20 protein-coding genes are annotated in these 17,415 nt (G+C 58.5%); 17 read left to right on the top strand and 3 right to left on the bottom strand.

Annotated features, from left to right (window positions below; all coding sequences use genetic code 11):
* The first annotated feature begins 6 nt into the window (after positions 1–6).
* Genes ACP7A2_RS24320 through ACP7A2_RS24305 form a run of 4 tightly spaced genes read left to right on the top strand, consistent with a single transcriptional unit; the run spans position 7 to position 5,261 of the window.
* A complete protein-coding gene (locus ACP7A2_RS24320) occupies positions 7–126 on the top strand; it encodes a GpE family phage tail protein (protein WP_080520579.1) in 120 nt (39 codons plus the stop codon).
* Positions 116–3,553, top strand: a complete 3,438-nt coding sequence (locus tag ACP7A2_RS24315; protein ID WP_426136339.1) for a phage tail tape measure protein — start codon at positions 116–118, stop codon at positions 3,551–3,553. Before ACP7A2_RS24320 ends, ACP7A2_RS24315 begins: the two co-directional genes overlap by 11 nt.
* A gap of 5 nt (positions 3,554–3,558) precedes the next feature.
* The gene (locus tag ACP7A2_RS24310) at positions 3,559–3,999 is read left to right on the top strand and encodes a phage tail protein (protein WP_426136338.1); all 441 of its coding nucleotides are present in this window, start codon (positions 3,559–3,561) and stop codon (positions 3,997–3,999) included.
* A complete protein-coding gene (locus ACP7A2_RS24305) occupies positions 3,996–5,261 on the top strand; it encodes a phage late control D family protein (protein ID WP_426136337.1) in 1,266 nt (421 codons plus the stop codon). Before ACP7A2_RS24310 ends, ACP7A2_RS24305 begins: the two co-directional genes overlap by 4 nt.
* A gap of 327 nt (positions 5,262–5,588) precedes the next feature.
* On the opposite strand, the gene ACP7A2_RS24300 is transcribed toward ACP7A2_RS24305, so the two are convergent.
* Entirely contained in the window at positions 5,589–5,927 is a 339-nt protein-coding gene (locus tag ACP7A2_RS24300; RefSeq protein ID WP_426136335.1) for a DUF2511 domain-containing protein, read from the bottom strand.
* Between the two features lie 21 nt (positions 5,928–5,948).
* Complete coding sequence (locus ACP7A2_RS24295; protein ID WP_426136334.1) at positions 5,949–6,359, bottom strand: helix-turn-helix domain-containing protein; 411 nt, start codon at positions 6,357–6,359, stop codon at positions 5,949–5,951.
* A gap of 21 nt (positions 6,360–6,380) precedes the next feature.
* Between ACP7A2_RS24295 and ACP7A2_RS24290 the strand changes: the two genes are divergently transcribed.
* From ACP7A2_RS24290 to ACP7A2_RS24230, 13 genes are all read left to right on the top strand, one after another.
* Positions 6,381–6,581, top strand: a complete 201-nt coding sequence (locus ACP7A2_RS24290; protein WP_017477234.1) for a DNA-binding protein — start codon at positions 6,381–6,383, stop codon at positions 6,579–6,581.
* A gap of 29 nt (positions 6,582–6,610) precedes the next feature.
* Positions 6,611–7,084 (top strand): YmfL family putative regulatory protein, encoded by a 474-nt coding sequence (locus ACP7A2_RS24285; RefSeq protein WP_426136333.1) that lies wholly within the window; start codon positions 6,611–6,613, stop codon positions 7,082–7,084.
* The gene (locus ACP7A2_RS24280; protein ID WP_426136332.1) at positions 7,081–7,383 is read left to right on the top strand and encodes an ogr/Delta-like zinc finger family protein; all 303 of its coding nucleotides are present in this window, start codon (positions 7,081–7,083) and stop codon (positions 7,381–7,383) included. The genes ACP7A2_RS24285 and ACP7A2_RS24280 overlap by 4 nt, the downstream gene beginning before the upstream one ends.
* Positions 7,380–7,754 carry a hypothetical protein gene (locus ACP7A2_RS24275; RefSeq protein WP_426136331.1) on the top strand — a complete coding sequence of 125 codons (375 nt, stop codon included), beginning with the start codon at positions 7,380–7,382 and terminating at the stop codon, positions 7,752–7,754. Before ACP7A2_RS24280 ends, ACP7A2_RS24275 begins: the two co-directional genes overlap by 4 nt.
* Before the next feature lie 71 nt (positions 7,755–7,825).
* On the top strand, positions 7,826–8,071 hold the full coding sequence (locus tag ACP7A2_RS24270) for a hypothetical protein (RefSeq protein WP_426136330.1): 246 nt from the start codon (positions 7,826–7,828) through the stop codon (positions 8,069–8,071).
* Positions 8,072–8,082: 11 nt separating this feature from the next.
* Positions 8,083–10,881 (top strand): toprim domain-containing protein, encoded by a 2,799-nt coding sequence (locus ACP7A2_RS24265; RefSeq protein ID WP_426136329.1) that lies wholly within the window; start codon positions 8,083–8,085, stop codon positions 10,879–10,881.
* Between the two features lie 49 nt (positions 10,882–10,930).
* Positions 10,931–11,242, top strand: coding sequence for a hypothetical protein (locus ACP7A2_RS24260; protein WP_426136328.1), 312 nt, complete (start codon positions 10,931–10,933; stop codon positions 11,240–11,242).
* A 59-nt stretch (positions 11,243–11,301) separates the two neighbouring features.
* Positions 11,302–11,565: a hypothetical protein gene (locus ACP7A2_RS24255; protein ID WP_426136327.1), complete on the top strand. Its 264-nt coding sequence runs from the start codon at positions 11,302–11,304 to the stop codon at positions 11,563–11,565.
* 2 nt (positions 11,566–11,567) lie between these two features.
* Positions 11,568–12,170 carry a hypothetical protein gene (locus ACP7A2_RS24250; protein WP_426136326.1) on the top strand — a complete coding sequence of 201 codons (603 nt, stop codon included), beginning with the start codon at positions 11,568–11,570 and terminating at the stop codon, positions 12,168–12,170.
* Entirely contained in the window at positions 12,163–12,381 is a 219-nt protein-coding gene (locus ACP7A2_RS24245) for a hypothetical protein (protein ID WP_426136325.1), read from the top strand. The genes ACP7A2_RS24250 and ACP7A2_RS24245 overlap by 8 nt, the downstream gene beginning before the upstream one ends.
* A gap of 62 nt (positions 12,382–12,443) precedes the next feature.
* Positions 12,444–14,435: a DNA cytosine methyltransferase gene (locus ACP7A2_RS24240; RefSeq protein ID WP_426136324.1), complete on the top strand. Its 1,992-nt coding sequence runs from the start codon at positions 12,444–12,446 to the stop codon at positions 14,433–14,435.
* 260 nt (positions 14,436–14,695) lie between these two features.
* The gene (locus ACP7A2_RS24235) at positions 14,696–15,829 is read left to right on the top strand and encodes a DNA-methyltransferase (RefSeq protein WP_426136323.1); all 1,134 of its coding nucleotides are present in this window, start codon (positions 14,696–14,698) and stop codon (positions 15,827–15,829) included.
* Entirely contained in the window at positions 15,826–16,101 is a 276-nt protein-coding gene (locus ACP7A2_RS24230) for a pyocin activator PrtN family protein (protein ID WP_426136322.1), read from the top strand. Before ACP7A2_RS24235 ends, ACP7A2_RS24230 begins: the two co-directional genes overlap by 4 nt.
* Here ACP7A2_RS24230 and ACP7A2_RS24225 read toward each other — a convergent pair.
* Positions 16,076–17,227, bottom strand: coding sequence for a tyrosine-type recombinase/integrase (locus tag ACP7A2_RS24225; RefSeq protein ID WP_426136321.1), 1,152 nt, complete (start codon positions 17,225–17,227; stop codon positions 16,076–16,078). The genes ACP7A2_RS24230 and ACP7A2_RS24225 overlap by 26 nt on opposite strands.
* Between the last annotated feature and the right edge of the window lie 188 nt (positions 17,228–17,415).

The following is a 17,415-nucleotide window of genomic DNA, read 5'->3' as shown; positions in this document are numbered from 1 at the left end:
GACGCCATGGCCGACCTGGCCGTGGTTTTTCACTGGGCTCCGGCTGATATGGATCAGTTGGGCCTGCAAGACCTGATGGACTGGCGCGAGCGCGCCAGGGTGCGGAGTTCCACCGATGGCGAATGATCTGAGACTTCAGGTGCTGCTCAGCGCCATCGACCAGGCAACAGGCCCGCTGAACAAAATCACGGGCGGCAGCAAGGAGACCGCCCGCGCACTCAAGGCCGCCCGTGACCGCCTGAAAGAACTCAACACTCAGCAACGCGACGTAAGTGCCTGGCGCGAGATGCAGGCCGCCACGCGCGCGACGTCCGAAGCGCTCGCCGCCAACAATACCAAGGTGGGCCAGCTCGCCCGCGAGACAGCCAAAGTTCGCCAGCAGCTCGCTCCAACGCAGGCGCTGTTCGACAAATCCCGGCAGAACGTTGACGCACTCAAAACCAGTCAGGCTGACCTCAAGCGCGAACTCACAGGGACACGCAACGCCCTGGGTTTAATGAGCGACGAGCACCGTCAATCCGCCAGCCAGATCGCCGCGCTTAACGCAGTGATGCAAAAAGGCAACGCCCTGACCCGCGAGCAACACGGCGAATACACGCGCCTCACAGCGGCCCAGCGGGAACGTAAGGCCCAGCTGGATCAGCTCGCAGCCAAGGAAAAAACCCTGGCCGACCGCTTCACTCTGAACAACGCGCAACTGCGCACCAGCCGTGCCGGCCACTCCAGCCTGCGTGAAGAGATCCGCCGCCTGGAAACGCCTTTCAAGGACCAGCTCGCGCTGCTGAAGCAGCACACCGCCGAGTCGAAACGCTTGGGCGAACAGTACGGCCAGCAGCAAGGCAAACTCTCCAGCCTTGGCGCGCAACTCAAAACCGCCGGCATCAACACCAACGCTTTGGGCGCCTCCGAGCTGAAGCTTAAGCGCGACATGGACAGTGCTACTCAGGCCATGAAATTGCAGATGGACAGGCTGGATGCCCTGAAGCGCAAGCAGGACAGCCTGGCGAAGGCACGCGCCGCCTACGATAAAACCCAGAGCTTGGCCGGCAGCATGGCCGTATCAGGTGCGGCCGGTCTGGGAGCTGGATACGCCGCCAGCCGCCCGGTGGTGTCGGCAATCAAAGCCTTCGCGCCCAACGAAGACTCGGCCACGCAGCTCAAGGTGTCGATGATGGACGACACCGGCAAAGTGTCGGAGGACTTCCAGAAGATCACCGACCTGGCCACCAAGCTTGGCGACCGGCTTCCAGGCACCACCGCCGATTTTCAGAACATGATGACCATGCTCCGCCGCCAGGGCATTAGCGCTCAAAGCATCCTTGGTGGTACCGGCGAAGCCGCTGCATACCTTGGCGTCCAGTTGAATATGGGAGCCACGGAAGCGGCGGAGTTTGCCGCCAAAATGCAGGATGCTACTGGCACAGCAGAAAAAGACATGATGGGGCTGATGGATACTATCCAGCGCGGGTTCTATGCCGGTGTTGACCCAGGCAACATGCTACAGGGCTTCAGCAATATCGCACCCGTCATGGATAACATCAGAAAAGCAGGACTTGATGCAGCTAAGGAATTGGGCCCCCTCCTAGTTATGATGGATCAGGCAGGCATGGAAGGAGGTTCGGCGGGCAATGCCTTCCGCAAAATTTTCGACGCCGGTTTAGACAAGGATAAGGTTGAAAAAGCCAACGCCATCGCGAAATCCAGCGGCAAGGCTGTTTCCTTCAAGTTCACCAATGAAAAGGGGAATTTCGCGGGTCTAGAAAATTTATACGCTCAAGTCGACAAGCTGAAAGCCTTCAACGATGAGGACCGTAAAGAGATCATCAAGAAGCTCTTCGGTGACGACGCCGAAACCATGCGCGCCTTGACCACAATGATGAACAAAGGGCTGGCCGGGTATCACGAAGTGCAGCAAAAGCTGCAATCCCAAGCCGATTTGCGCACCCGCGTCAACGAACAACTCGGCACGCTCACCAACGTAATGGAAGCCGCTGAGGGCAGCTTCACCAACGCCATGGCTGAGTTCGGTGCTGCCGTTGCCCCTGAGCTGAAAGAGCTGATCAATACCGCAGGTGAAATCGCAAATAGAATCGGCACCTGGGCCCGTGAAAACCCAAAGTTAGCGGGCGGCCTCGTCAAAGTCGTCGCAGCTGTAGCAATTGCTGCCGTGGTATTCGGCACCCTGGCCTTGACCATGGCAAGCATGCTCGGTCCCTTCGCGGTGCTGCGTTACGGCATGGCGATGTTTGGCATTCGCTTGGGCAGTATCAAAACTCAACTGATCGGTACCCGTATCGCGGCCGCCGGCGCCGGCGTAGAGGTCGGCCGGATGGGACGAATCTGGAAGACGGTCACGGCCAGTCGGGCCGCTGGCGGCATGATGACCGTCATCCCAACGTTGATCAGTTCCGCGCGGTTTGCGGCAGTCAGCGTGTTACCGATGCTGGGTGGCGCAATCAGCATGGTCGGCGCCGCAATTCTTGCTACCCCGGTCGGGTGGCTGATGGCCGCTGTCGCGGGCCTGGTAGTGGCTGCGGTGCTGATTTACAAATACTGGAAGCCGATCAAGGGGTTCTTCCTGGGCTTCTGGCAGGGGCTCACCGAAGCCCTGCAACCAGTGCTTGGTGGGTTCAGTAAGTTCGGAGAGTTGCTGGTCAGTCTGGCGAAAGCCGCCTATTCCATTCCGATTGTGGGTTTTGCTTTGCGACTGCTCGGCAGCATCGTCCGCCCGCTGTTCAACATGATTTCTTCAGGCATCAGCGGCGTGATCGGTTGGTTCAGTGACTTACTCAAGCCGGTCGAGGACGTCGGTGGTGCAGCCCAGTCAATGGGTCAGCGCTTTGGCTCGGCCATCGGCAACATGATTATGACCCTGCTACAGAGCATCGGCTCAATCGCCACTGGTGCAGTCAACGTGTGGACCACGATCAAGGCCAGCTTTGACCAGGGCCTGGCGGGTATCCTGCAACTGATCACCAACTTCAGCCCACTGGGGCTGTTCTATCAGGCGTTTGCCGGCGTCATGAATTACTTCGGCGTGGAGCTGCCGGGCAAATTTACCGAGTTCGGCAGCATGATCGTCAACGGTCTGGTTAACGGCTTGACCGCCGGCCTCGGCGCAGTGAAAGGTGCTATCGGCTCGATCGGCGATTCCAGCATCGGATGGTTCAAGGAAAAGCTAGGTATCCATAGCCCATCGCGGGTGTTCGCTGAGCTGGGTGGGTTCACCATGGAGGGCCTGACAAAGGGCCTGGAGGGCGGGCAAAAAGGTCCACTCAACGCATTGTCGAGCATGGGCAAGCAACTGACGGCGGCCGGCACACTGGCCCTCACCGCGACAGCCATGCCGGCATTGGCGGTTGACAACCGCCCCCCGATCAGCAGCGCAGGAGCATCGACGCTTTACGACAGCCACGACACCTACCAAATCACTATCGCTGCAGCGCCTGGCATGGACGTGCAGGCCATGGAAAAAAGCCTGCGCGCCATGCTCAACAAGATTGAAAACGAGAAACGCGCCCGCCAGCGCAGCAAGTTGTCAGATAGGGATTAATCGCCATGATGCTAAGCCTCGGCATGTTCGTGTTCAGCCTTTCGACCCTCGCTTACCAAGAGCTGCAGCGCCAGACCAATTGGCGCCATGCCAGCAACAACCGCGTCGGCGCGGCTCCTGCGCTGCAATTTGTTGGCCGTGGCGACGACACCATAACCCTCCCCGGCATCATCCTACCCGAGCTGGCCGGCAGTACGCTCAGCCTGGACGCCCTGCGCTTGATGGCGAACACCGGCAAGGCCTGGCCCATGGTCGAGGGCAGTGGCCGAATTTACGGCCTGTGGGTGATCGACAGCCTGAGCGAGACCAAGACCCTATTTTTCCGTGACGGGACACCACGGCGCATTGAGTTCACCTTGACCCTGAAACGTACCGATGATGACCGTATCGACCTGCTCGGCGCCGCTACCAGCACCGGCCTCAACATCCTGCGGGGGCTGCTGTGATCGACCCAGCAATATCCAAAGTCACCGGCTACCTCAATGGCACGGCAGAACGTTTTGTAAGGGACGCGGCTTATCCCGTGCCGGCTTTCCGTCTGTCGGTGGACGGCAACGACATCGCCCACATGGTCAGCCCTCGGCTGATGAGCCTGGGGCTGACCGACAACCGTGGCGTGGAGGCAGACCAACTCACGATTACGCTCAGTGACCACGACGGCCTGTTGTCGATACCACCAAAGGGCGCAGTACTCCGACTGTGGCTGGGCTGGAGCGACACTGGCCTGGTGGACAAAGGCACCTACACCGTCGACGAAACCGAACACAGCGGCGCACCGGACGTGCTCAGCATCCGCGCGCGCTCGGCCGACCTGCGCAAAGGCCTAAAAACTAAACGGGAACGTAGCTGGAGCAACACCACGCTCGGCGACGTCCTGGGCGATATCGCCATTGGCAACGGTCTAACGGCCACCATCGCCGGGGCGCTTGATGGGTTGCCGATCCTGCAGCTCGACCAAGCCAACGAGTCCGATGCCAACCTGATCAGCCGCCTGGGCGAAGAGTTTGACGCGGTGGCCAGCGTGAAAGCAGGTTGCCTGTTGTGCCTGCCGGCGGGCGGTGGCAAGACCGCAAATGGCCTGGACCTGCCCCACATTACGCTCACCCGTGCAGAGGGTGACCAACACCGCTACCTGCAGGCGGATCGCGACAGCTACGACGGCGTGCGCGCCTACTACTACGACGTCAACAGCGCCAAGAAACAGGAGGCCATAGCCGGCGGCGGCGACAACCTGAAAGACCTGCGCCACACCTACAGCGACCAGCAGTCCGCACTGCGCGCAGCCCGTGCCGAATTCCGGCGCTTGCAACGTGGCAGCGCCACCCTCAGCTACACCCTCGCAATGGGCCGACCAGATCTGATACCCGAACTCACCTATACGCTCCAGGGCGTGAAGGAAGAAATCGACGAGATCATTTGGTATGGCGGAAACGTGGAGCACAGCCTGACTGCAGATGGTGGCTACACCGTGAGCCTAGACTTGGAGAGCAAATTACCGGAAGACAATGTTGAAGACCTGGCGGTCGACAATAAAGGAAACTACACCGGAATCATTGCCTATTACCGAGATCAGAAAACCGGGAAAGAAAAGACTGTTACGGCGGGGGATCAGACAAAGCCGAGGCGGTTACATTGGTTGTATGCCAGTGAGAAGACGGCCAAACGGGCTGTAGACCGAGAGTGGAAGAGGATGCAGAGCAATACCTGAGAATGTCGCAGCCAGCCCGAAACTAAAATCCCCCGGTCTAGCCGGGGGATTTTTTATTCATCAGGGACTTGGGAAAGTACCTCGGCACAGCGAAGAACTCTATCCTGATTGGCGCTCGAAAGGCGCCGGAACAATACCAACAACATCTGTTCCTTCAGATTGAGCACTCCGTCTTCTTGCTCTATTTGCGATCCCATTTGCCCTTGTTGATCCAACATGTCGCTATTACTCCTATCGTCCGTAATATGCATGTGCCCATGCATAAAAAGACCTTACGGACAGATTGAAAAATGCAACTTTCAGACAACGGGACTCGTGCGGGTGGTTCTAGCCAGCGTAGGAAGGGCAGAGTTTCATGGCGCGCACGGTGATGTCGCTGTAATCCATTTTGATGCCAGGGAAGCTTACGTCTGGCTTGGTAATCGATTGCCCATCGAGCCAGCCATTCTTTGATGCTCTGGACCGTGCGCTGCCATTCAGCGCATAGACCCCGCCATCCTCTGTTCTGACTAAAGCCGAAGGTGGGCCTTCCTGACAGAGCAACTCGACCTTTTCAACAGTGAACGGCCACTTCGCGCCGTACTCGTTTTGACTGACCGTTTCGGTTTTTTCGCCAGCAAAAGCAGTTACAGCCAGCAAGCTTGGAATTATTAAGCAAAAACGCATCGTTTCCTCCTTGGAATTGATTCATTTGTATTCTGGTTTTGACACCTGAGCCATGGCAAACGCCAAGTGAGCGAGGGTGGCACGGTCAGCATCCGACATTTCGCGCATATGCCCCAGCACGGTGACCTCGATGTCGCTCAGGTCGTTGAGATCTGCATCAACCCGCGAGCCGGTCAACACATAGCGCACGTCGACCCCTAAGGTCTCAAGCCCAGCAAGATAACGTGCATCGGGGGAGCTGGACTCAAGTTCATAGGCCTTTTGAGTACCACGGCTAACTCCAGCGGAGGCCCCGAAATCGGTCTGGTTTTTACCCAGCCGCTCGCGTTCTTGCCGCAGGCGATCACCAACCCCTGAAGAGATGAGTAGTTTTTTGATCAAAATAAGTTGACTTGAACAGATTTCTGCCCAAGAATCCTTCTCGTCGAACACGATTAAACACGGACGAACACTATGCATGCCCTACAGACCCCCGAGCAAGCCCGCGCGGTTCTTGATCGCGAGGGTAAAAGCATTGCCGAATTTAGCCGCCAACATGGCTTGAACAAAAATCTGGTCAGCGACCTGCTGAACGGCCGTAAGAAAGGCCGTCGTGGAGAAGCGCATCGAGCAGCTGTATTGCTCGGGATCAAAGACGGCCAGATCACAAACTAGGGCCTCTGGCTCCAAGGGGAAACCAGAAGATGAAACGCCCAGTTCTAGACAGCAGGAAGAGCGTCGTCATGGCCGTCATCGGCGCCTACCCTCGCGGTCGGATGTACGCCGCAGCAGACCTCGGTATGCCGCTTAAGAAGTTCGACAACCAGGCTTATGAGAACGCCGGCAGTCGCCCGCTGACCGACGACCACATCCACCGTCTGGAGCAGGTCGCTGGCACCACGTTCCTGGCCGATTACATCGCCTCAATGTACGGCGGCATGTTTGTACCGCTGAGCCTCCCGGAGAACCTGGACAACGTGGAGTTGTACAGCCGCTCGCTCAAGGCCTCGGTCAAGCGGGGCAAGGTCGACCAGATCATGGCTGCCGCGCTGGATGACGGGATTATCGAAAAACGTGAGGCCGACGCGATTGTCGCCGCCCTGATCACGTACATGTCAGCCCGGTACGCCGAAGTGTTTGCAACCATCCAGCTTTACAGCCAGGGAGCCGTTCAGTGAGTACTTACAAGCTGGTGTGCCCTTGCTGCAACAGCTCTATGCGCATCCGTACCTCTGAGGGGCAGACGCCGTGTTTCCGCTCGATGTACTCGGAATGCACCAACCTGCTTTGCGGCGCCACCTTCTCCGGTTCGTTGGTTTGGGAATATCAGCTCAGCCCTTCGGGCATTGAGCGCCCCCTCACGGTTTTGCCCATGGCGCCCACCAAAGTTCGGCTCCTTGCACGTCAAAACCTCACGTCAAAGAACGATCAACCCGATCTGCTGGAACAACTGGAAATGGAGGCCGCAACTGTATGAACACCATCGCCCTAACTACCAACCCCGCCAGCGACTATCGAGCCGCGATGCAACAAGCGGCCGTGGCCTATCTGTACCGTCACCGTTGCGAGCATCTCGCCGGCGACAGCCAGCTTTTAGAGAACTGCAGCCGGTACCTGACCCAGTCGCTTGAAGTGCCCACGCACCTGGTGCAGCGCATCGCAGAACTGGCGGTGGCCGAGTTCGAAAGCATGACCTGCAAGCGTGTGGCGTGGCTTGGCATTTATCCCACCAGCGGGCCATTTCGTCCGGTGATCTGGCTCCTCGACAACTGCACCCAACAACGACGCCCGGTTTCAGCGCGCCTGCTCCCCACACGCCTACTGCTGACTCACAACCTCCCGCACTAACCCGAACCCAATCCCTGATGGATGCCCGCACCGCGTGGGTAGGGGAAATTTGCAACTTACTGGTGGCCGAAATGAGCAAAATCACCATAAAACTGGAGCTGGACGAACAACAGGCGCAGCACTACCTGTTGTGGTTGACCAGTCAGTACGAAGTCACGATGGCTGATATTTGGTACTCCGATCGCTACCGGAATGTACCCAACGGTCAGCGTGGGCCAAAAGTGCTTGCTGACTACCCGCACCTCGCAGGAATTGGCAAGACGCGCCACGAGCTGAAAAAGCAGCTCGTGGTGCCTGCAGCGGAGCGTCTGCAGTGATACGTAAGCCCATGGAAGACAAGATCCGGGCTGATGTCCTTCATCGCCTGGAGTCTGATTACGGCCTTCAGCACATGACAGGCACGCATTACATGCGCAAGGGCACGTGCCCGCAGTGCAATCAGAAACGCCTATTTTCCCGCCACGATGAACCTTGGTTTATCCGCTGTGGCCGCGAGGAAAAATGCCGGTACATGGCTCCGACAAAAGAGCTATACCCGGACTTGTTCGACGATTGGAGCAAGCGTGCACCCGCTACCCGTGACGAGCCAACCGCCAGTGCCAAAGCGTACCTTTCGTTTGCTCGGGGTTTCCGCGTCGAGCTGATCGAGGGCTGGTACACCCAGGAGAGCTACTTTGATCGCGACCTGAATATCGGCTCTGCCACCGTTCGTTTTCCCCTGGAACATGGTGGGTACTGGGAGCGCCTGATAGACCAGCCTTCTCGCTTCGGTAAGAAGAAAGCACGCTTCCAACCGCTCAAGAGCTACAAGGGGCATTGGTGGTGCCCGCCTTGCCTGGATCTGCTGGAAGTAGGCGAGCTGTGGATTGTTGAGGGCATTTTCGATGCCATCGCACTCATTCAAAACGGAATCTCAGCCGTCGCCGCCCTGTCCTCAAACGCATTTCCAGAGGAATCGCTGAAGTCGCTGATCACCGCTCGCGGTGGCAAAACGCCCAAATTGGTTTGGGCCTTGGACAACGAGCCAGGTGCTCACAAGTACACCCGCACTTGGGTGAAGCGTGCCCGCGAACTCGGCTTTACCTGCGACGCCGCCCAGGTCACACAGCCGGATGCACGAAAGGTTGACTGGAACGATCTGCATCAGCGCTGGGCCTTCATCGACGACGAGAAGGCCCGTGCAGATCGCATCGAAAAAGATCTTAAGGAAGCACGTCACCAGGGCGCCCTGCTGATAGCAGAAAGTGCCAGCGACAAAGCGTTGCTCATGTATCAGTGGCGTGAACGGGAGGAGTTTCACTTCTGTTTCGACTCCCGCCTGTACTGGTGGAAGCTGGACCTCGCGAAATACAACAGCGCCAAACAGGCTCTGGAAAAAAGCGATGACCACGAAGCCCAAACACTCAGTGAAAAGCAGCTCCGAGAGAAGGCGCTGAACGTCGCCGGCTGCGTCGTCGAAATCGCCAACTGCTACCCAAAGGCTCTCTATTTCCAGCGGAACGAGATTACCGACGAGTCCTGGTACTTCTTTCGCGTCGACTTCCCCCACGACGGCGGTTCAGTGAAAAACACCTTCACCGGTGGCCAGGTCGCCGCCGCCAGCGAATTCAAAAAAAGACTTCTCGGCATGGGTGCCGGGGCCGTGTTCACCGGCAGTGGGCAACAGTTGGACAAACTCATGAAAGACCAGCTTTTCGGCATCAAGACCGTTCAAACCATCGACTACGTGGGCTACAGCAAGGAATACCACTGCTACGTGTTCAACGACGTCGCCGTCCGCGAAGGCCAGGTGATCCACATCAACGAGGAGGAGTTTTTTGAGATGGGCAAGCTGAAGCTCAAGACCCTGCAAAAGGGCGTGAAGATCGATCTGGAGAAGGACGGTAAAACCTACGATCAGCAGTGGCTGGGCCTCCTATGGCAGTGTTTCGGCGCCCAGGGCATCGTCGCACTGACTTTCTGGTTTGGCTCACTGTTCGCTGAACAGATCCGCAGCCGGTATCAATCTTTCCCATTCCTTGAAGCCACGGGCGAAGCCGGTGCTGGTAAAACCACCCTGCTCACCCTGCTATGGAAACTGGCGGGGCGTGACGGTTACGAAGGTTTTGACCCGTCCAAATCTACCAAGGCTGGTCGCAGCCGGCTTATGGGCCAGGTCTCGGGCATGCCTATCGTGCTGTTGGAATCGGACCGCAGCGGTGACGACAAGGCCCATGCCAAGACTTTTGAATGGGATGAACTCAAGGACTACTACGGTGGAGGCACGCTCGCGACTAAAGGCGTAAAAACCGCCGGCAACGAGACCTACGAACCCCCTTTTCGCGGCACGATTGCCATCAGCCAGAACGCCCCTGTCGTGGCGTCTGAAGCGATCATGACCCGGATTGTGAAGCTGCACTTTGTGCGCCCGAACGTGACGCCTGAAAGCCGTGCGGCGGCAGACCGGCTCAACTCACTGGAAGGCTCGACACTCAGCAACTTCGTGTTGCAGGCCGTGCGCAAAGAGCTGGAAGTGCTGGAGCTGTTTGCACAGCGCATCCCTGGCTACGAGGCGAAATTGCGCAACCTGCATTCGCATTGCTTCGCCTGCGAGACCCCGTTTCTGGATGAGCAAACCGAATGTCAGCACTGCGGCAACAAGCTTCGCGGTTACATCCGTGTAGAGCGGATCAACAAAAATCACGCTCAGATGCTCGCCCTGCTCGATTGCCTGCGCAAGGTGGTACCGCTCACCGAGCCGCAGATCAGCCACACCCGCACGCAGATCATTCGCATGGCGATCGAGCGCCAGTCCTCAATCAGCTCCGACCATCCGGTGGTGGCTGAATTCTGGGAAGTCTACGAGTACCTAGAAGGCCTCGACGCCGACGGCCCGGTGGTCAACCACAGCAAGAAAGAAAACATCATCGCTATCAACCTCAACGACTTTGTGAAGTGCGCGGCCGAGCATCGCCAAAAAATTGCCGACGTCAGCGAGCTGCGCGAGCGCCTGAAAGACTCCCGCTCGAGGAAGCTGATCGACACCAACAAGGCGACGGATAGCGCGGTCCGAGCTCACCAAGCCAAGAACAGCAACGCTGTCATCACCAAACAACCCATCGTGAAGTGCTGGCACTTCCAGGCGTGACGAACCATCCGCAGACGCTGCAACGCCTGCCACCCAAAGGAGAAGCACCATGCACGTACAGGTCATCACCGGTGACGGCCAACAGGGCAAAACCAATCGTCTTCGGCACCTGAAGGAGCTGAAGGACTGGTTTAACGAGTCCGGGAAAATTGTTCACGCAGAAGCCTACGACCCAGCCGGGTTGATCGCGATCCTGGAGGTACGCGCGGTAGGCGACAAAGAGATTCTGGTGCTGGAGTGCAGCCGGGATCAGATCCAGGCAGTGCTGGAATGGCAGTCGGCAACAGATGAAGTTGTTGAATTTGAAAACTTGCTGCTGCACCTGGTGCGGAAGCAAAACCCAACCGGCGAAAGCCAATAAGGAAGGTGGTGCCGAGGGGCTGCAACCCCTCGACACCGACCACCCAAAGGAGAAGCACCATGCAAGTGAATCAACCCCAAGGCGGCACCGCAGAGGCTACCACAACATCGCTGACTGTCGGCGGCAAGGTCAGCTACACAGCAATCAAAGCTCAGGGCAACGGCTACAGCCTCAGTGCCCGCAAGGGCGTAATAGTCGAGATCAATGGCCCGCTCGCGGTAGTTCGGGCTGGAAACGGCCGCCGGATCACCCTGCCGCTGACCAAGCTCACCCCGGAGGGCCAACCCAACGAGCTGACCCGAATGCTTATGGGAGGCCGGTGATCATGTCCGACTTCTTCTACAAGTCCAACGAGCCCGCGACCGTTTCGATTGTCCGCGACTTCTACGTTCAGAAGGACATTTTCCTAGCCCAACTGACCCTTCTCGGTTCCATATTCGGCGGCAAGGTCGCTCTAATGCGGGGTACTGACTCCAACCACGCCGGCGGTGTGAAACTCAGCGGCGGCGCGGATCTGGATGTGCACTGGTGTCGTCCTGATGACCACGGCTATCGCTCACTGCGTGCGGCTGCGAAGCCTGGCAAAGGTATTTCAAAAGAGGATCGAGCAGCGATTCGGGCGGAACACGAGCGCCTTATTGCTCTGTGGAAAGAGCATTGTCCCGCACGCCTGAGCGGGAGCGACTACTGGGATCGGCTCGGCATTAATACCGGAAACCTCTGGTTGTGTGGCGGTATCAAGTTTGAACTCAATGGCGTCGCTTATTTCCACCTGGGCTTCCAGATCAATAAAGCCGAGCACGATTCTCTGGTCGCGGCGGGCCAGCCAACAAGCGGGTGGATCGACGGTGCGATAGAGATCCTGGCCAGCGAATACGAGACCGCGCGCCTCGCAAAACTAAAGGCCATTGAGGTGGCAAATGCCTGAGCACGCCAGCCCTGAGCGCGAACGGCCGGCCATGGCAAGCCACCGCCTCGACCTGCCGAGCCGTTGCGATATCTGCGGTAAGGCTCGCTCCACCCGCAAACACCAGGCATGTAGCCGTATCCGCCAGCAGCGCAAATCTGCGGAGTGGGCTGCATACATGGCAGAGCGTGAAGCGGCCAAACAAAACAAACCGCGTCGATACGCACACTGATACCCAACACAGGCGGGACACGGGGAGCTGCAACTCCCCCACCGCTTGAAAGGAGAAGCACCATGCTTAAACGTACCCTCACCCATTTCCACCTATGCTGCGGCCTGGGTAGCGGCGCCGCTGGCTTCAGCGACTCCAGACCCGTCCTGGGCCCCGTGCAAGCTGAATGGCGCTGCCTGGGCGGCGTCGACGTCGATCCGGCCGGCCTTCGTGACTTCCAGATGATGACCGGCGTACCGGGCACGCTGATGGATTTGTTCACACGCGAGCAATACACAGCGTTTCACGGCCAACAGCCGCCTGCCGGTTGGATCGAGGCCACCGCCGAGGATCTGCGCCGCGCGGCCGGCAACGAAGACCCGGACGCGGTGTTCATCAGCAGCCCCTGCAAGGGCGCATCCGGCCTGCTGTCCGAGACAATGAGCCAGACACCCAAATATCGGGCACTCAACGAGCTGACGTTGCGGTGTGTGTGGCTGATGTGCGAAGCCTGGAAACACAAACCGGTGAAATTGATCGTGTTCGAAAACGTGCCGCGCCTGGCGACCCGTGGCCGCTACCTGCTGGACCAGATCACCAAGCTGCTCCGCCATTACGGCTACGCCGTGGCGGAAACTACCCACGACTGTGGCGAAATTGGCGGGCTGGCACAGAGTCGCAAGCGTTTCTTGCTGGTGGCCAGGCACGTTGAGCAGGTTCCAGCATTTTTGTACGAGCCTGAAAAACGCAGTCTGCGCGCTGTCGGTGATGTGCTAAGCCGCATGCCGCTGGCCGGCGATATCGATCAGGCGGGCCCGATGCACCGCGTGCCAGCGTTGCAGTGGAAAACTTGGGTACGCCTTGCCCTGGTAGAGGCCGGGAAGGATTGGCGCAGCCTAAGCCGGTTTGCGATCGAGGATGGTTACCTGCGCGACTTCGTGATCGTGCCGGAATATCGCGCGGGTTATATGGGGGTGCACGACTGGCAGGACACCGCCGGAACCGTCGCTGGCCGGTCGAGCCCAACCAACGGCAAATTTTCCGTTGCGGACCCTCGCCCCACCAGCAAGTTTGAATACACCCAATACGGCGTGCTGCCCTACAACCGCCACTGCGGTGTGGTCACAGGCCAACGCAGCCCAGGGCAAGGGACATTCAGCGTTGCAGACCCGCGCATGAGCGGCGAGCGGCACAACAACGTGTTCCGGGTAGTTCGCAACGACCAAGCCGCCGGCACTGTCACCGCAGGGCACGGCCCCAGCTCCGGCGGACAGGCGGTGGCGGACCCTCGACAACCCTCCAAGGGCTTCGGCAAGTACCTGGTTACCGACTACAGCAAGCCGGCCGGCACCGTCATCGCCGGCAGCACCACCGGGCAAGGCGCTTTCGCTGTGGCAGATCCCGCCTATAAAAACTGGCATCCGAACGCCAGTACGCAAAAGCTGCGAATCACGCCCTGGTGCGAGAGCGCCAAGACCGTGACCGGCTCACAGCAGGTTGCAAGCGGCGCGTTATCGATCGCAGATCCGCGCCCAGGGATGTCGCGCAGCAAGGGCGATGCCTATCTGACCGGCGGACATTACGGCGTGGTCGACTACAACACTCCGGCCGGAGCTGTTTCCGCCAGTGCCTGCCACGATAACGGCCGGTGGTCTGTGGCGGATCAGCGTATGCCAGCGCCCAATGACCGGTTGACCTGCATGATCACCAGCCTTGACGGCACCTGGCACCGCCCGTTCACAACCCTGGAGCTCGCCGCGCTGCAATCGCTGTTTGATCCAGAGGATCACTGGTCAACGGATCCTCAGACAGCCCATGAGATCGAGCGGATGCAGCGCGTTCGCAAGATCGAACAGGCGGGGGTTTTCATGCTGGACGGCATCAACGACGGCAACCACCGGGAGCGGATTGGCAACGCAGTACCGCGCGCGGCCGCAAGGGCGATGGCCGACGTGTTCGGGCTGACGCTGCTGCTTTCCGAAGCTGGGGAGACGTTCATGCTCAGCAACGTGTCGATTTGGGTACAGCCGGTGGCGATTGCGCTGAGCGTTGCCCAGCAGGAGGTTGGCGTATGACCGTATTCCTTCTGCTTTACCTATGCGCGGACGCGACCCGTACGGATTGCCAGGTTGTGAAGGCTGATACTTGGAATGGCCCTAACGCCTACGAGCAATGCGTCGACGTCGTGCCCAGTCTGACCGAGGCGCTGACTGCGCCCAACAGGGAACGACATCGGTTCGTTTGCGAGATCCAGGGTGCAAGTGCAAAACACGCAGAACATAAGGCTCAGCCGGCGTTCATTCATCAACCGTTTAGGATGTGACAGGAGGTGAGCATGCTGAATCGACCTCATGAAGTTCTCATCGGTGACTGCATCGAAATGATGCGAACACTTCCGGATAGTGTCGCGCATACCTGCGTTACCAGCCCTCCTTATTACGGACTTCGCGACTACGGGATGGACGGGCAGATCGGCCTGGAGGAAACGCCGGCAAAATTCATCACCCGCTTGGTGGAAGTGTTCCGCGAAGTTCGGCGGGTGCTGCGTGATGATGGAACGGTGTGGGTGAACATTGGCGATACCTACGCTTCAATCGCCGGCGGCTACGCACCTAATGGCTCAGCAGGTAAGCACGACATGGTTTCTCAGACTACGCGCGGAGCGGTGTTGCGTGGAAAGCGAAGATCGCCACCGGCAGGGCTAAAACAGAAAGACCTGATGGGCATACCCTGGCGCCTAGCCTTCGCCCTTCAAGATGATGGCTGGTATCTGCGGCAGGACATCATTTGGCATAAGCCAAATCCAATGCCTGAATCCACTCGGGACCGGTGTACAAAGTCGCACGAATACTTATTCCTGTTGAGCAAGTCACCTCGCTATTATTATGACCAGAATGCGATCAAGGAGCCCGTTGCACTGAGCTCAATTGCTCGACTATCTCAGGATATTGAGCAACAGGTTGGCAGTGATCGCGTGCCTGGAAAATCGAATGGTGCAATGAAAGCGGTGCGGAGCAAGCGCGATAGCTTCAAACGAAACAGTTCGAAGCGTGAGCAGGCAATTCCTGGTCAATCCATGGGCACACATCGGCCAGAACGTGAGGAAAGCTGCTGGCCGCTGGATACTCGCAACAAACGAAGTGTCTGGTCTGTACCAACCGTAGGCTTCAAAGGAGCCCACTTCGCGACTTTCCCGCCGGACTTGATACGCCCCTGCATCCTGGCCGGAGCGCCGCGCGGTGGCTTGGTGCTTGACCCGTTCGGCGGCGCCGGCACTACATCGGTAGTGGCTATGCAGGAGGGGCGTAAATCCATCTTGTGCGAACTGAACCCCGAATATGCCGCTATGGCTGAACGCAGGATCGCTTCGGCAAGGCTCGATGGTGCTGCACAAATGGACGTCTTTCTCGACGCAGAGGCAATTACGCCACGTATCCCTGCCTCTAACTTACTGAAGGTTGCACCATGAATACAGCCTTTATCCTGATGGCCCAATACGATGGCCAAGCGATAATCTCGCTGGAGCTGGTTTGCCGGGATTACTTCACTCACCTGACGCCGGACATGTTCCAGCGCAAGGTAATGAGTGGTCAGATCAAGTTGCCCATCACCCGCCTGGAGCAAAGTCAGAAGTCGGCCAAGGGCATCCACCTTACCGACCTGGCGGCTTACCTCGACCTGCAGCGTGCCGCCGCGGTTAAAGAGCACAACCAGCTCAACGGGTTAAAACACGTCGTTTGAGCCACTTCATTGATGCGGCGCCCAGTTGGACGGGCGCCCTCAATATTTTCTCGTGCCACTCCCAGCCTAAATAGCGGTCCCCCTTGCCACGCAGGTGGGTGTATCGCCGCATTGAATTCCAATCCCTGTGGCCGGAAACACTCGCCACACGCGGAATATCCCAGTCCATTTCAAACAGGCGGCTAATACCTTCATGACGTAGGTCGTGGAAGTGCAGATCTGCGATTTCCAGGAACTTGCACGCTTTTGCCCAGGATGTAGAGATTGATTCAGGGCTGTAGGGGAATATGTCGTCGCCGGCCTTCGGCATTGACTTGAGGATCTGCCACGCCTCGTCCGGCAGGTAACACCAAACATCGTTGCCGATCTTCTGCCCGGGGTTTTTCATATCACGCACCAGCACCCGCTGCCCAGCTTCGTCGACGTCCGCCCAGCGAATACGGGTTATTTCATCCAGCCGACGCGTGGAGAACAGGGCGAAGCCAACGACTTTCAGCATATTGGTGACAGTCGGACGTCTCACCTGCATGGCCTGGTAATGCGTCAGCACCTTACCCAGCTCGTCCAATGTCGGCCGGCGGTCACGCTCCCGGCTTTTCAGGTTGTAGCCCAGCTTGCGAAGTACTCGGCGGGCGCCGCCCATCGCCAGTGGATCGACCTGGTACCCCCATGCGTCTTTGGCAATCGCCAGAACAGCGCCGAGGTGCGCCAGGTCATTGCCGGCAGTTTGAGGCTGCACCCCGCCGCCCTCCTTGCTCATTCGCCAGAGGGCAAAGTCGACGAGGGTCTGGGTGTTGATATCCGTGTCGGTCAACTGGCCCAGGTACGTCTCGCCGATGGCTGTCAGCGTCGCGCGCTTGGTCTTGCCCAATGGCCGGGCCTTTTCAACCTCGACCAGGTACTGAGCATTCATCTCTTTAACCGTAGCGCCCTTGCGGCTCGCTCGATCGATCGCACCAGGTTCATCCAGCTCCGTCTCGCGCTTACGCGCCCATGCCTGCGCGGCCTGTTTTCGGGCGAAGGTCTGGCTCTCTTGGTAGACTTGCACTCCGTCGCGCTTGATGCGGATCTGAGCCGTATAGCTCACCGTCCCATCTGCCAGTTTTCTTGCCCTGATAGTCGCCATATCGAAAGTGGTACGCGTCAGTTTTTGAGTGGTACATCGTACCACCGAGCCTTAAAAAACGCCTGAAAACGCCCCAAAACACGCCCAGAACACGTTGATTAAAATGCTAGATAAACAGAGCTTTAGCCCAGCAGGATCAAGCCCCGCATTGTCTCGGCGCTTTAGCGTTGCACCCATGATGGATTGGA

The sequence above is a fragment of the Pseudomonas sp. PWP3-1b2 genome, assembly GCF_049896045.1.
Classification (GTDB): domain Bacteria; phylum Pseudomonadota; class Gammaproteobacteria; order Pseudomonadales; family Pseudomonadaceae; genus Aquipseudomonas; species Aquipseudomonas antarctica_B.
The sequence above is the reverse complement of the archived record's forward strand: the minus strand, read 5'-3'. Positions and strand labels throughout refer to the sequence as shown.

Bases quoted from the DNA above. Each gene is read 5' to 3' on its own strand.
- ACP7A2_RS24320 (WP_080520579.1), top strand. From the start codon at position 7: ATGGCCGACCTGGCCGTGGTTTTTCACTGGGCTCCGGCTGATATGGAT.
- ACP7A2_RS24315 (WP_426136339.1), top strand. From the start codon at position 116: ATGGCGAATGATCTGAGACTTCAGGTGCTGCTCAGCGCCATCGACCAG.
- ACP7A2_RS24310 (WP_426136338.1), top strand. From the start codon at position 3,559: ATGATGCTAAGCCTCGGCATGTTCGTGTTCAGCCTTTCGACCCTCGCT.
- ACP7A2_RS24300 (WP_426136335.1), bottom strand. From the start codon at position 5,927: ATGCGTTTTTGCTTAATAATTCCAAGCTTGCTGGCTGTAACTGCTTTT.
- ACP7A2_RS24290 (WP_017477234.1), top strand. From the start codon at position 6,381: ATGCATGCCCTACAGACCCCCGAGCAAGCCCGCGCGGTTCTTGATCGC.
- ACP7A2_RS24285 (WP_426136333.1), top strand. From the start codon at position 6,611: ATGAAACGCCCAGTTCTAGACAGCAGGAAGAGCGTCGTCATGGCCGTC.
- ACP7A2_RS24275 (WP_426136331.1), top strand. From the start codon at position 7,380: ATGAACACCATCGCCCTAACTACCAACCCCGCCAGCGACTATCGAGCC.
- ACP7A2_RS24270 (WP_426136330.1), top strand. From the start codon at position 7,826: ATGAGCAAAATCACCATAAAACTGGAGCTGGACGAACAACAGGCGCAG.
- ACP7A2_RS24265 (WP_426136329.1), top strand. From the start codon at position 8,083: ATGGAAGACAAGATCCGGGCTGATGTCCTTCATCGCCTGGAGTCTGAT.
- ACP7A2_RS24260 (WP_426136328.1), top strand. From the start codon at position 10,931: ATGCACGTACAGGTCATCACCGGTGACGGCCAACAGGGCAAAACCAAT.
- ACP7A2_RS24255 (WP_426136327.1), top strand. From the start codon at position 11,302: ATGCAAGTGAATCAACCCCAAGGCGGCACCGCAGAGGCTACCACAACA.
- ACP7A2_RS24250 (WP_426136326.1), top strand. From the start codon at position 11,568: ATGTCCGACTTCTTCTACAAGTCCAACGAGCCCGCGACCGTTTCGATT.
- ACP7A2_RS24245 (WP_426136325.1), top strand. From the start codon at position 12,163: ATGCCTGAGCACGCCAGCCCTGAGCGCGAACGGCCGGCCATGGCAAGC.
- ACP7A2_RS24240 (WP_426136324.1), top strand. From the start codon at position 12,444: ATGCTTAAACGTACCCTCACCCATTTCCACCTATGCTGCGGCCTGGGT.
- ACP7A2_RS24235 (WP_426136323.1), top strand. From the start codon at position 14,696: ATGCTGAATCGACCTCATGAAGTTCTCATCGGTGACTGCATCGAAATG.
- ACP7A2_RS24230 (WP_426136322.1), top strand. From the start codon at position 15,826: ATGAATACAGCCTTTATCCTGATGGCCCAATACGATGGCCAAGCGATA.
- ACP7A2_RS24225 (WP_426136321.1), bottom strand. From the start codon at position 17,227: ATGGCGACTATCAGGGCAAGAAAACTGGCAGATGGGACGGTGAGCTAT.